The 12,356-nt window shown below is 38.0% G+C and carries 14 protein-coding genes and 2 pseudogenes; 2 read left to right on the forward strand and 14 right to left on the reverse strand.

Annotated elements, in window-relative coordinates:
• Window positions 1-129: 129 nt before the first annotated feature.
• Window positions 130-1,738, reverse strand: a pseudogene (locus tag NXM86_RS11260) (PucR family transcriptional regulator).
• 495 nt (window positions 1,739-2,233) lie between these two features.
• Between NXM86_RS11260 and gabP the strand changes: the two are divergent.
• Together gabP and NXM86_RS11270 are read left to right on the forward strand one after the other, a co-directional pair.
• A complete protein-coding gene (gene gabP / locus NXM86_RS11265; RefSeq protein ID WP_373467270.1) occupies window positions 2,234-3,583 on the forward strand; it encodes a GABA permease in 1,350 nt (449 codons plus the stop codon).
• A 228-nt stretch (window positions 3,584-3,811) separates the two neighbouring features.
• Window positions 3,812-3,940, forward strand: a pseudogene (locus tag NXM86_RS11270) (IS3 family transposase); the annotation flags it as partial.
• Window positions 3,941-4,526: 586 nt separating this feature from the next.
• On the opposite strand, the gene NXM86_RS11275 reads toward NXM86_RS11270, so the two are convergent.
• The 13 genes from NXM86_RS11275 to NXM86_RS11335 all read right to left on the reverse strand — a co-directional run bounded on the left by NXM86_RS11275 (window position 4,527) and on the right by NXM86_RS11335 (window position 12,320).
• Window positions 4,527-5,144, reverse strand: a complete 618-nt coding sequence (locus NXM86_RS11275; protein ID WP_498958032.1) for a hypothetical protein — start codon at window positions 5,142-5,144, stop codon at window positions 4,527-4,529.
• 81 nt (window positions 5,145-5,225) lie between these two features.
• The gene (locus NXM86_RS11280; protein ID WP_498958033.1) at window positions 5,226-6,020 is read right to left on the reverse strand and encodes an NERD domain-containing protein; all 795 of its coding nucleotides are present in this window, start codon (window positions 6,018-6,020) and stop codon (window positions 5,226-5,228) included.
• A gap of 331 nt (window positions 6,021-6,351) precedes the next feature.
• A complete protein-coding gene (locus NXM86_RS11285) occupies window positions 6,352-6,624 on the reverse strand; it encodes a DUF3986 family protein (RefSeq protein WP_498958034.1) in 273 nt (90 codons plus the stop codon).
• Between the two features lie 23 nt (window positions 6,625-6,647).
• Window positions 6,648-6,995: a hypothetical protein gene (locus NXM86_RS11290; protein WP_174525703.1), complete on the reverse strand. Its 348-nt coding sequence runs from the start codon at window positions 6,993-6,995 to the stop codon at window positions 6,648-6,650.
• A 54-nt stretch (window positions 6,996-7,049) separates the two neighbouring features.
• The gene (locus NXM86_RS11295) at window positions 7,050-7,238 is read right to left on the reverse strand and encodes a hypothetical protein (RefSeq protein ID WP_498958035.1); all 189 of its coding nucleotides are present in this window, start codon (window positions 7,236-7,238) and stop codon (window positions 7,050-7,052) included.
• 11 nt (window positions 7,239-7,249) lie between these two features.
• On the reverse strand, window positions 7,250-7,414 hold the full coding sequence (locus tag NXM86_RS11300; RefSeq protein WP_498958036.1) for a hypothetical protein: 165 nt from the start codon (window positions 7,412-7,414) through the stop codon (window positions 7,250-7,252).
• Between the two features lie 18 nt (window positions 7,415-7,432).
• Window positions 7,433-7,687: a hypothetical protein gene (locus NXM86_RS11305; RefSeq protein ID WP_062755446.1), complete on the reverse strand. Its 255-nt coding sequence runs from the start codon at window positions 7,685-7,687 to the stop codon at window positions 7,433-7,435.
• Window positions 7,688-7,741: 54 nt separating this feature from the next.
• A complete protein-coding gene (locus tag NXM86_RS11310; protein ID WP_015863630.1) occupies window positions 7,742-8,314 on the reverse strand; it encodes a hypothetical protein in 573 nt (190 codons plus the stop codon).
• A complete protein-coding gene (locus tag NXM86_RS11315) occupies window positions 8,301-9,038 on the reverse strand; it encodes a hypothetical protein (RefSeq protein ID WP_498958037.1) in 738 nt (245 codons plus the stop codon). The genes NXM86_RS11310 and NXM86_RS11315 overlap by 14 nt, the downstream gene beginning before the upstream one ends.
• Before the next feature lie 217 nt (window positions 9,039-9,255).
• Window positions 9,256-9,882: a hypothetical protein gene (locus NXM86_RS11320; protein WP_498958038.1), complete on the reverse strand. Its 627-nt coding sequence runs from the start codon at window positions 9,880-9,882 to the stop codon at window positions 9,256-9,258.
• Window positions 9,883-9,932: 50 nt separating this feature from the next.
• Window positions 9,933-10,721 (reverse strand): NERD domain-containing protein, encoded by a 789-nt coding sequence (locus tag NXM86_RS11325; RefSeq protein ID WP_498959033.1) that lies wholly within the window; start codon window positions 10,719-10,721, stop codon window positions 9,933-9,935.
• A gap of 36 nt (window positions 10,722-10,757) precedes the next feature.
• On the reverse strand, window positions 10,758-11,273 hold the full coding sequence (locus tag NXM86_RS11330; RefSeq protein WP_498958039.1) for a hypothetical protein: 516 nt from the start codon (window positions 11,271-11,273) through the stop codon (window positions 10,758-10,760).
• 441 nt (window positions 11,274-11,714) lie between these two features.
• Window positions 11,715-12,320 carry a hypothetical protein gene (locus NXM86_RS11335; RefSeq protein ID WP_498958040.1) on the reverse strand — a complete coding sequence of 202 codons (606 nt, stop codon included), beginning with the start codon at window positions 12,318-12,320 and terminating at the stop codon, window positions 11,715-11,717.
• Between the last annotated feature and the right edge of the window lie 36 nt (window positions 12,321-12,356).

The following is a 12,356-nucleotide window of genomic DNA, read 5'->3' on the forward strand; positions in this document are numbered from 1 at the left end:
TATCCTTCATTAGACAAAACGTAAAAATTATAACTATGTTCATTCCACAATATGACCAGAGTGCCTTTGCCAAACGATAACCATGTTATATACATAAAAAATAAAACTCCTCTACTTTGTAGAAGAGTTTTACTTATGATTTTGTACATATTGGGACTCGTCATTTGACATTAAATACTCGTATGCTTTGATCATAAATTCAATAGCTAACCGTTTTTCCGGATTCATAAAATCGTCGCCCAATAATTTTTTCAATTTTTGGATGCGATGATAAAGTGTTTGTCTAACCACAAACAATCTTTTGGCCGTTTCTTTTTTCGAGCCGTTGCATGCCAAATAAACCTTTAATGTTTCCATCAACTTTCCATTATACTTTTTGTCATATTGAATAACAGGTTCCAAATATTCCATTACCACCTCATGCAAGTCGCTATATTTATGAATAAGCGAAATAATACGATATATATGTAAGTCCTCGTAAAAATAGCTATTTGCTTTTTCTCCCAGTTGATTTTGAATTTTAATGGTTTCTAAAGCAGTTTGATAGCTTTTGTCCATCTGAGAGATGTTTTCCACAAACTTCCCAACTCCTATAAGGAAGTTCGGTATTCTTTTCTTATTCGCAAAATCAGATTCCATCAAATATTTAATTCCTATCTTCATGCGATTTTTCCATGTTTTTATGTCACGCTTATTCACCATAATAAACACAACGCTATTACGAAAATCAACAGGAAATGTGGAGAATCCCTGTTGTTCAAAAATAGTTCGAAACAATAATTTGAAATAAGTAATGTCTAAGTTTGAGTACTGTTTGGATGATTTGAATCTACAAATACTTACAAATCCACCTTTTGGTTTTAATTCTGTTTCGTGGTCTGTTAAATAGTCAAAAATAGCTTCACTCGTATGCTCTCCTTCTAACCAACTCTTTAACCATTCATTTTCTTGCGCCCGCTTTTTTTCCTCCACATATAAATCCCGCAATAAATGCTGGGCAAGAGCAGTAGCCGTTCGATCTAAAATGAGAAGGTCAAATTCACTAATTTCTTTATCGATGGAAACAATGGATAATTCCGCATACTCATTACCAAAGATTCGGATGGATTGAGTGGCTTTCTTTTGCTGTGGATGAAGCACAGAATCAAACAATTGCTGTTCTTCTTTAGATGGTTTCACATATTTCGGTACTAACTCTACCTCTTTCCCATTTATCTTAAAAATGACTTGATGACCTAAATAATGATGTAGAAATTTTAAAATCTCATCATAATGATCAATCGATAACAATTTCTTGTTCAATTCTTGTGAATAGGACTCTAGGTTGGAGATGATTTGATAATGCTGGTTAATTAAATAGGTGTGAATATCCTGGGTGATTTCGACGAATGGGACTTCTTTAAGAAAGAGAATGATGGGAAAACGGTGTTCGTTGGCTAAATCAATAATCTCTTGTGGAATGGAAGAAGCATAAGTTCCCATTTCAATGCATAATCCGGATGCATCACATTCAATTAGCTGTTGCACAAAAGATATAAACAATGATTTATTTTCTCTCCATCCTACTCCAGTGGATAAGATCAGTTCTTTTCCCCTCAATAGCTTATTAATTTTTGTCACTTCCAAACATGACCCATTTTACCGTGCGATTCAAACCTTGATGCCCAGCTGCAATTTGGATATGTTCAAAATGCTTCCTTTTCAAGATATCGGAAACCGTTAATTTAGGAGTTTTCATACACTCTTCTATCACTCCTTTGTGCAACAAAAAATTTAAATATAATGATAATATTCAATATATTCTTGTTTTTCCCTTCATATAACGAATAAACGAGTTGTTCATCATGAACAGGTTCACGTATAAGGTGAAAAACGGTAAAAACACACACTAAATCGCAAGATATTCACAATGAACAAACTAACCATTCACATCAAAAATAGGCTTGGAGAAATTTTTCCAAACCCATGATTTACTACTTGTTATTTAACTTGCATATCCCCATTTTTCTAACATCCTCAAACCAATATCATTTAGTATTTTACAAATCGTCAAATAGATAGCCTATTTTTGTTTACATTTTGTGTAGTGATATGTAACCGCTTTCTAAATAAACTAAGGTATAATAGTATTTATCTAATTATTCAGATAATTTTGTAACAAACTATTTACAAGGAGGGGATTTTTTTGGCAAGACAGAACACGGGTCTACAAAAGGGATTAAAGGAACGCCACATGACAATGATCGCAATAGCTGGGGTCATCGGTGCAGGTCTTTTTGTGGGAAGCGGAGCCGTCATCCATTCTACAGGCCCTGGGGCCATTGTTTCCTATGCATTAGCCGGATGCTTAGTAGTTCTTGTGATGAGAATGTTAGGAGAAATGGCTGCAGCTAATCCTACTAGCGGCTCTTTTTCGGCATATGCACACGATGCCATTGGACCTTGGGCCGGATTTACCATCGGATGGTTATATTGGTTCTTCTGGGTAATCGTTATTGCTATCGAAGCAAATGCCGGTGCTGCTATCATTCAATATTGGTTTAATAGTATTCCAATATGGCTGTTAAGTTTAATTCTTACCATATTGTTAACGCTTACAAATATTTGGTCGGTTAAATCATATGGGGAATTTGAATATTGGTTTGCGTTAATTAAAGTAGCGAGCATCATTTTGTTTTTAATGATCGGGGGCGCTTTCATATTTGGACTTTATCCAAACAGCAGCCCAATTGGGTTGAAAAATCTAATTGGAAATGGTGGATTTATGCCGAATGGCATCAGTTCCATCCTTTTAGGAATTGTCGTTGTTATTTTTTCCTTTGTTGGAACAGAAATCGTTACGATTGCCGCCGGAGAATCCGCTGAACCGCAGAAAGCAGTATCTAGAGCGATTAAGTCTGTCCTGTGGAGAATCCTAGTTTTTTATATTGGATCGATCGCTGTAGTAGTCACTTTGTTGCCTTGGAACTCGGCAAACGTTTTAAAAAGCCCCTTTGTTGCGGTGTTAGAGCACATTGGCATCCCAGCCGCCGCACAAATCATGAATTTTATCGTATTAACAGCCGTATTATCTTGTCTAAATTCAGGGCTATATACTACTTCAAGAATGCTTTATTCCTTAGCGGAAAAAGGAGAAGCGCCAAAACGATTCCTCAAGCTAAACAAAAACGGTGTGCCAGCTCAAGCTGTTATTGCCAGCACATTCTTTGGGTACATCGCAGTGATCATGAATTACATTTCCCCAGATAAAGTGTTTCTATTTCTCGTTAACTCCTCGGGAGCTATTGCCCTGCTTGTATATTTAGTTATTGCGGTTTCACAATTGCGTATGCGGAAAAAACTTGAACAGAACAACCCTGAAGCATTAAAGATAAAAATGTGGTTATTCCCGTATCTAACCTATTTGACTATCTTGGTTTTATTAGTAATACTTATCTCCATGTTATTTATCAAATCCATGGTTTCCCAATTACTTTTGACGCTCTTAATCACGGCCGTAGTGATGATTTCTTATTTCGCATTTGCCAAAAAGCGCTTACAAATCGGCTATAACCAACAAGCATCACCACTAGCGAAAGACTAAAATAGCGCTGACCAAGCCATTCACCGGATGGGAAGAGCATAGTAATATCCAAAAGAGTCCGCAATCTATATTGACTAGGACTGTTTATTTCCTTAAAAAATCACCTGTTCGCCATTTTCCCAAGGTGGTATTATCCCCTGCAAGTAGACAGCGAAAAAAGAGGACATTGATATGATATTCTCAACAGTCTACTTGAAAGGGGATTTTTTATGGCGAAGAAAGGATAAACTAGTGCTCCCAAAAACGATCAAACAGGCTTACCGGGCGATGGAAGAGTATATTTTTTACAATCGCAGCCGTTTCCAAGAAAAACGGAACGGCCTTTTCCCGGTTGAATATCGAGAAAAGGCCGCGGCTTCATATACGTCTACTCTGCAAACCCGCATGGATGGCTCTCTTTTTTCAAACCTCTTTATTCCCCCATCGTTCCCGCACTGGAAACAGGGCAAGGACACATCTTCATAAGCTCTTGTTTTTCTCCAACATGAGTACAAAGTTTTTCAAGCTACATTGTCGTTTATTTCCATGATGGTCCAAAAGCCAGATTTTAATCCTCTAAACGAGGTCAGTCTTTTAAAAGGTGAAAACAGGTTCTGCAAAACCTGTATCCACCAAACCTGTTTCAATCCTCTCAACGAGGCCTTCTTTCAAAAAGAGCACCTCAATTTTACCATTGATTCTCTAGGGCGGCAAGGGGCGTTTTTGCACACCCCCGCAAAAAATAAATTGTTGTTATGTAAACTAGACAGTTTGAACAAAAACGTCAAATGTTCAAACCCTTGATATATCAACATCGCACTTTAGCTCGTGAAAGCAAAATCGCGCTGCACACCTATGCTCTTTTTTGGCCGTTTTTGGACCGCGCAGAAATAAAACGAAAGACTTGCCCGCCTACTGGGATGATGGTGTGACACTATCCGCTACACATACATCTTTTCCCTTGTTAATCAACTCCTATGTGAGCGGCTAAGTACCGAAACTCTCCATGCTTATCGTTGCAAACGGTGGAATAATGGTGCCATTGCATTTTATACATTCCTTTGAGGACAATCGGTTCTTCACGGTTTTTGGTCGTTCCCGCTGACGCATGTTCCAGCCACTTCATCTCTCCCGTTAAAATGCTGTTTTCATAGATTCGAAAATAGCTGTCCACCGTATTGGATCTGGTTGGTCTGCTCCAATACAAATGGTCATTGGTTAATAGAATCGCGATTCTTTGGACATTTTCTCTCCCTGTGGAAAGCTTTTCAAGTTTCTCGACTTGTTTAAGAAAATCATAACGGCCAATATCTTGAGCACCGTGATGTTTTAATTCTATAGATTGATTGTTTTGCTTAATGGCCAGTCTGGCGAGCTTATTCATTAAATATATCGCGTATTGTTGCTCACCATTCGGATCTTCTCCCCAAAGGTCGACTACATATCCATGAAAATGCTTATTATTCATCACACGAAACTTTTCTTGAAGCTGAAATTTTAATGCATCTTTAAATGCTTCCTTTGAAGAAAAGAATGGATGTTTTTGTGACAACGTTTTCATTTCCTCATGAATAGAAAACATGGTTATTCCTCTCCCTACACATTTTCTAAATCTCAGAGCAAATAGACTGCCTTCCAGACGTTTTGCGATAACAGAGGGAAATTAGCGAATCGCTTGCGTAAATTTACATTTCGGATAGTTGCTGCAGCTTTTGAATTTCTCATATTTCCCTCTTTTGACTACAAGAGCGCCGCCGCATTTCGGGCAACGGTTTTGCTGGATATGTTGTTCCGTCTGTTTTTGCTTCGTTCGAATCGTTTGCACGTGCCGCTTTTTCATTTCTTTTTCTTGCTGTTTGTCTTTGACAAGCGCAGTTTCTAATTTTTGAATCAACAGTTGTTTTGTTTCTCTATCGATCACGCTTGTTCCGTGCTGCTCGAGCACCTGTTTCAATTGTTTCGGATAAACCACATATGCATGGGAAAAATGAGCATTTGATTTAAACTTTGCTCGCGGCAGAAACACGACAACCGAGTGAATCGGAATATGCGAGAGCGCTTCCCCAAGCCAGTCTCTTAACGCCTTGATATGCCCTTTGTTCTGCAAAATAGGATTAAGAAATTTTTCTTTTCGTTTATAAATCACTTGCATCCAATATTTTGACGTTTCATCTCCAAAAATCCAACCGCTGTAATTTTTCGTTTCAATGACAAACAGGCCTTGATCGGAAAGGATAATATGATCCATTGGCCAAATGGAGCCATCCTGTTTAGGAATATACAGGTTATGAAAAGCTTTGTATTTTCCGGATGATGTTGCTTCTATCTTTTTAATTGCTTTACGGACTTTATATTCTCCATACGATCCGATCCATTCCGCTTCTTTTGACTTGATCCATCTTGCCAATAAGGCAAACAAACATAAAGGAAGCAGTGTATAAAAAAGATTCGCGTTCATCCGATCCGCCCTTTGTCATAGGTAGAAAGACTTAGTTAATCTGATTCCATCAATTTTTGTAAAAACATGGTGTCGAATGTTGTCAAGTGCACACTTCCTTATTCTCTCGACGATAAACTTGCCCCCATCGCCAAACAGATGAGGGCGTTTGTTTTCACAACTGTTCTAAACATGTGCGCATATACGCGTTTATTATAACCGTTGAAACATTTCTTTTGAAAAACCTTTAAATCTAGATGCAGAAAAGAAACTAACACATCTTGTTTACTCTGTTATGCCATCAATATCATGGCACCAAATATCAGCTGCATTAGCGAATTTCCTTATTTCTTCATATTATGTTATTTGTTTTTAACCACTCTTCAAATAGCTTGCTTCCGACTTCATAAGATAAATCATCTGCATCAATAGTAAAAATCTTGTAACCATATTTTTCATGGTAATCATATTGATCTAATATTTTTTGAACTAATGTAGTATCTTGTTCATTATCTAAAAAAACCACCCACTTATTTTCATTCTGAATTTTATATGCGACTGCTTCTAAGTCAACATTGTTCTCATAATATCCTAAATGAAGATGCTGATTGGGATCAAATTTCACGCTTATCCACTCCCTGCAATTGATTACCATCTTAATGCACCAACCAAATTTTTCGGTTCTGCATCTCTAAACTCCTTGATCATGTCCAAATAATCGTTAATATTTTCAACCGTTGCATCCCTTCCTTCGAATTCCAGAATAAAAGCCGCTATATAGCGCCAAACATTAGGGCCTGTCCATGATGATAACGATATATTGTACAAATCTTCCCAAACATGCTGAAAATCCATTTGAAGATGGAACTTTGAACGAATCTCTAAACTTTGTTCAAGCGTTTTCGTACGGTGTCTCCATATTTCTGCCCCACCTTCTTCAACTCCAAGAAACCAAATCGGGGCATTGACATTTCCATAGCCAATCCAATTATACAAACATGAACGAACCAGTCTTTCAAAAGAAGTCGAAGTTTCCAGCCCTATTTCTTGCTACTTCATTTTGTTACTATCATGGTTCAAATTTGCGCCAGTTTGTATCATTTCAGCACTTTTCCCTGACATAGACATCATGGCAATCTCAATAACTTCCCTTAACTGTTCTTCAGAGAAATGGGCAATTCTTATCCATCCTCGTGGATCAACGTTATATCCTTTTTTCTTTATGATTTCACTATCCATATACTTGCCATTTACATATCCATTTCCACTAGAGATAACTCCCTAGCTAATACTTTCCCTCTTTGCCGGCTTTCTGGATAAACATAATTTACTCGATCATAACTTATAGGCTTTTCTTGTAGCTGCTTATATGACCGAAAAATCGCTTTCTTATGCTCAAAGCTCAGCATGTTCATTCCTCTCCCCCTATATCTTTAATACGATGCTCTTTGCGATTCACGGTAAAAAACAGGGCTTGCCACATCTTCGCCGAAAGCAATGTGAAATGGTAATGATGCTCTACCGGCTTGTTTTAAAACTCCCAAATAACCAAATCCTTTCGTACCAGGCAGTTTTCTGCAATAAAAATCTTTACCGTTTTCTCTTTCCCCGTTTCTCCATTTCTCTAGCTCCTGCGCTTGGAATCTTGCCACCCGAACAGGAATTTTTCTATTTTGATCCCCATGCACAGCCTCTCCCTGAGTCCATAAATTGCTTTTGTTTCCCCAATTCGAGTTTATCCGTCACAAACACTTCAACTCACGAAATACCATATCCCTAATGTTCGTTGATGTAATGGATAATAAGTCAATTTCCTTCCAAATAACCTCTTGAATTTTACCGAATTTTTCCGAAGTTTTTTCGTCATTCGGAACGGTTCTAAACACTCCATTTTCAAGTTCATGGTCAGTAAAATTATCGCCATCATATAAAGGCCAGTAGAAAAACCAATGCTCAGAAACGCTCGGTGGTTTATCCCAATGTTCAAGGGTTGAATACACGTATTTACACAACGTCATCCTTGGTTCTTCTTCAAATGAAATTTCAACCGCATATATTGGGTCATTTTTCAACCCATTCCCTGACCGGCAAGGAGTGGCAAAATCTCTCTGATATAGCTTGATAAAAGATTGAATGAACCAGCCTTGATACTCTCGGTCAGATTTCCAACGCAAAAATTGCGGGATCACCGGAACAAATCCACATTCGACCGATTGACGGTCCATTTCCGCCAACAGTTTATCGACACTCTCGTACGTTTTTCGCACAACCTCGAAAGCGTTTTTTATGTTTTCCTGTACGCTAACAGAATTCATAATACCCCTCCTTTTCAATACGGTTGGCACTTAAATGAAAAAACTGTTCATCTGTATAAAAATGAAAGTAGGAGCAGTGGTCAACTAAAGGACAAGCAAGGCTTTGAAAGTTTTGAAAGCGATCAAATCCCTTTTTTCTCAATAAAGCAACCAAATCCTCCAATATTAACCTTTGAAACTCATTGAATGTTTCATTTTTTTGCACGTACACCAATTGATGGAACACTTCTTGCCACGATAAATATCCGAAATGAACACCGCTTGGCAGTTTTCTGTCTTCCATCACCTTTTTAGCAATCATATTCACTTCTGGTTCCGTTCCTAATAAGAGCAAAAACTTTGGCGTCTGTCCTTTACCCTTTAGTAAATCACTCGCTTCTCGCTCCAATTGATCGTCTGATGATAAAGGACTATGGTATTTCACTTCGATTCCTATGATCAAATGATCAAATTCAAGTAAAACATCGATTTCACTTCTTTCTCCCTTGACCCAAAACTTAACCTTATCCCCTATAAACTCGTCTTTTTGCATCTCCAAACCATTTATGAACACCGTTTGAGCGGTTTGAGAAAAAAATACAGCCTTGCTTAAAATCGGCTTAATCCCTTTGTGAAAAGGGAGATAACGCGACGTACCAAATACGTTCGCTGTCAGCTGATCTTCAAGCCGCTCGCTTAAATTCGAACCTTCCGATGATATTTTTCCATGTATTTCAGCTAACAAACTTTCTCCCCCCCTGTCTGTGCCCATACATTCGACAAGTGACAGGATCCGCGTGCAACGAAGCTTCTCCTGTCGCACTCTAATTTTTTAATTGCTTCTCATAACACTTCTTCATCACAACAGATAAATCCGGGTTAATCAAGTCTTGCCCGAGACGTTTTCGTTCCTGACACAGCTTTTCTTCGATAGGTGACAACAGACACTAAAACTATTTCTCTCAACTATATACGTCCCCAACATGAACAGCTACATATCGGAACTCGCCATGTTTGTCTTGGTTGATGATAGAATAATGATGCCATTTCAATTGATATCTCCCTTTAATAAAGATCGGCGCATCACGGTTTTCTTTCGTCCCTGCTGATGCACGTTCCTGCCATTTTAACTCCCCGGTGATGATCCGGTTTTCATGAATGCGAAACTCGCAGTCCACCGTATTTGGTCGCATCGGCTCGGTCCAATACAAATGGTCATTCGTTAGCAGCACAACGATCCCGTATACATTCCTTCTCCCCATTGTTATTCGTTCTAACTTTTCCACTTGCGCCAAAAAATCATAACGACCCTGATCCTGAGCACCGTGGTGCTTCAATTCAATCGTTTGCCCGTTTTGCTTTATCGTGACCCGAGCGAGCTTGTTCATTAAACAAATCGCGTATTGGCGCCCACTTTCCGGTTCTTCCACCCACAAATCGATCAGATAATCATGAAAGCGTTTGTTCTCCTCGACGCGGAATTTTTCTTGAAGCTGAAATTTTAATGACTGTTTAAACGCTTCTTTTGAAGCAAAAAATCGATACTTTTGCGATAGGCGTTCCAATTCCTCGTGAATAGAAAACATCATTTTCCTCCTTCCCTTATCTATAGTTGCTACCCGATCGCCATGTTGCAAGTTCAGCCAATCGACTGCGTAAACTTGCATTTCGGATAATTATTGCAACCTTTAAATGTTCCGTATTTCCCTTTCCGAACGATTAGAACACCGCCACATTTTGGACAACGGTTTTGCTGTATATGTTGTTCCGTCTGCTTTTGCTTCGTTCGAATCGCTTGCATGTGCCACTTTTTCATTTCTTTTTCTTGTGTCTTATCTTTGGCAAGCACTGTTTCTAATTTTTGAGCTAAACGTTGCTTTGTTTCCCTATCGATCACTTTTGTTTGGTGTTGCTCGAGCACTTGTTTCAATTGTTTCGGATAAACCACATAAGCATGGGCAAAATGAGCATTTGATTTAAACTTTGCCCGCGGCAAAAACACGACAACCGAGTGCATCGGAATATGCGCAAACTCCTCCCCAAGCCAGTCTCTTAACGCCTTGATATGCCCTTTGTTCTGCAAAATAGGATTAAGAAATTTTTCTTTTCGTTTATAAATGACTTGCGTCCAATATTTTGACGTTTCATCTCCGAAAATCCAGCCGCTGTAATTTTTCGTTTCGATGACAAACAGTCCTTGATCGGAAAGGATAATATGATCAATTTGCGAAGTTGAACCGTCTTGTTTTGGAATATACAGGTTATGAAAAGCTTTGTATTTTCCGGATGATGTTGCTTCTATCTTTTTAATTGCTTTACGGACTTTATATTCTCCATACGATCCAATCCATTCTGCTTCTTTCGACTTGATCCATCTTGCCAGCAAAACAAGCAAGACCAAAAGAAGCAATGTATAGAAAAGCCCCATATTCACAATTCCCCTCCCCGCCCCCAAATGTTATTGTTACAAACTGCTCAATCGACTTCTTTCAATTCTTATCGTATTGTCTTTTCCGTCTAGCATATCGGCACGCTTGCTGCCGTAAATGCGAAGCCACGGGGAACTTTTGACCGCTTTCAAGGACAGCCGTGCCGTTCCACGAATCTGTTCTTTTTCGATATCCACGCACTCGAGAAATTCGTCCCAGTAGACGATGGCAATGACTTGGTTGTAGTCGCTTAATTGCTTCTGGCCGCAAATAAAGGCAAAGATTAATGTTTTTTCTTTATTTCCTTGATGAATCTTGGCAATTTCCTCGATCTCATTGTCGCTAAACGAAAAAGACCAAGTAAAATCCTTGGAACCTGATGGAGTGGTATGGTACTTCGTATAAATGATATAACTCGCTTTATTCATCGAGACTTCGTATATTTGCCGGTTGTCGTTTTCTTTTTCAAACAAAGCCGGTGCAAGTCCCCCGTTGACCAACGCAGAAAGCAACGCCCCGTAATAGTAATCCGCTTTGCAAATCGTTGTCATAGCATTCCCCCTTCCTTTGTCATAGATAGAAAGACTTAGTTAATCTGATTTTATCAACTTTTGTAAAAATATGGTGTCGAATATTGTCAAACACATAAAAAAGCAGAAGCCTTTTATGGCTTCCGCCTAAAATATTAACGGCTGATGGCCCGTAGCATAAACGCATCGATATCGATTTTATGGCGATAAAATCAATTGGCGATACCAAAAGTAATAAAATAAATCATAAATCCGGGTGCCATCAACACTTGGTGTAATATTTTGCATAAAATTCTTCGATTGTATCCGATTCAATGGTGGTGATTGAAAAAACAAAAACGAACGGAAAATGTCTTTCGATAATCGGAACCGTCGATTTGGATGGAATTTCCATTCAAATCATTACGGATCATTTGATTTAATAATTCTTGACATACTTCAGTGTGTGACAGCACACTTAAACTAACTTTCCTCTTCCGTGAGTAATTGATAAATATCATAATACTTTTTTGCTTCTTCTCCTTCGTTTAATGCAATTTCTAATAATAATTGTATTATCATGATACTACCGGGTATAATATGCTCAATATCCATGTCATCAATATCGGTATTGATATTTGGGTCTGTTGGTATTTCTACATTCACAATCCACCATAACTCTATCTTTTTAAGAAGATTAATCATCCTTTCTAAATTTACTATTATCGAATCATTATTTCCTTCAAAAATAACCGTTGTCATTTCGTGTGCCAATTTGTTTCGTTGCTTCCTAAGCTCATGAAATAATTCTATATCTTCTTTACTAATAATCCCCTTTTCTAAATGCCAGTCTAATGAAGCGTATAAAGTTTTTTTATGTCTACTTAAAACTTCCTTATTGTAATTCTCGTTAATTATCAGCTTATCTCCAATAAAACCATCTACATAAAAATACTTAATTCTCTCAACTACCTGTTGCTTCAATATTTCAAACACAGTAATAAAAATAGAATAAATAATTAAACTTGGTTTTAAAATAGCTGGATTTAAAAAGTTCTTCCACTTCTCTTTAGCCTTTTGAGGCGACATACCTTTTCACCTTGTATCACAAAACATATTTAGTAT

This window comes from Geobacillus sp. CX412 (assembly GCF_027942335.1).
GTDB classification, from domain to species: Bacteria; Bacillota; Bacilli; order Bacillales; family Anoxybacillaceae; genus Parageobacillus_B; species Parageobacillus_B toebii.

Bases quoted from the DNA above. Each gene is read 5' to 3' on its own strand.
- NXM86_RS11310 (WP_015863630.1), bottom strand. From the start codon at position 8,314: ATGAATTCTGTTAGCGTACAGGAAAACATAAAAAACGCTTTCGAGGTT.
- NXM86_RS11295 (WP_498958035.1), bottom strand. From the start codon at position 7,238: ATGGATAGTGAAATCATAAAGAAAAAAGGATATAACGTTGATCCACGA.
- NXM86_RS11280 (WP_498958033.1), bottom strand. From the start codon at position 6,020: ATGAACGCGAATCTTTTTTATACACTGCTTCCTTTATGTTTGTTTGCC.
- NXM86_RS11275 (WP_498958032.1), bottom strand. From the start codon at position 5,144: ATGTTTTCTATTCATGAGGAAATGAAAACGTTGTCACAAAAACATCCA.
- NXM86_RS11325 (WP_498959033.1), bottom strand. From the start codon at position 10,721: ATGGGGCTTTTCTATACATTGCTTCTTTTGGTCTTGCTTGTTTTGCTG.
- NXM86_RS11330 (WP_498958039.1), bottom strand. From the start codon at position 11,273: ATGACAACGATTTGCAAAGCGGATTACTATTACGGGGCGTTGCTTTCT.
- NXM86_RS11300 (WP_498958036.1), bottom strand. From the start codon at position 7,414: ATGAACATGCTGAGCTTTGAGCATAAGAAAGCGATTTTTCGGTCATAT.
- NXM86_RS11320 (WP_498958038.1), bottom strand. From the start codon at position 9,882: ATGATGTTTTCTATTCACGAGGAATTGGAACGCCTATCGCAAAAGTAT.
- NXM86_RS11335 (WP_498958040.1), bottom strand. From the start codon at position 12,320: ATGTCGCCTCAAAAGGCTAAAGAGAAGTGGAAGAACTTTTTAAATCCA.
- gabP (WP_373467270.1), top strand. From the start codon at position 2,234: ATGACAATGATCGCAATAGCTGGGGTCATCGGTGCAGGTCTTTTTGTG.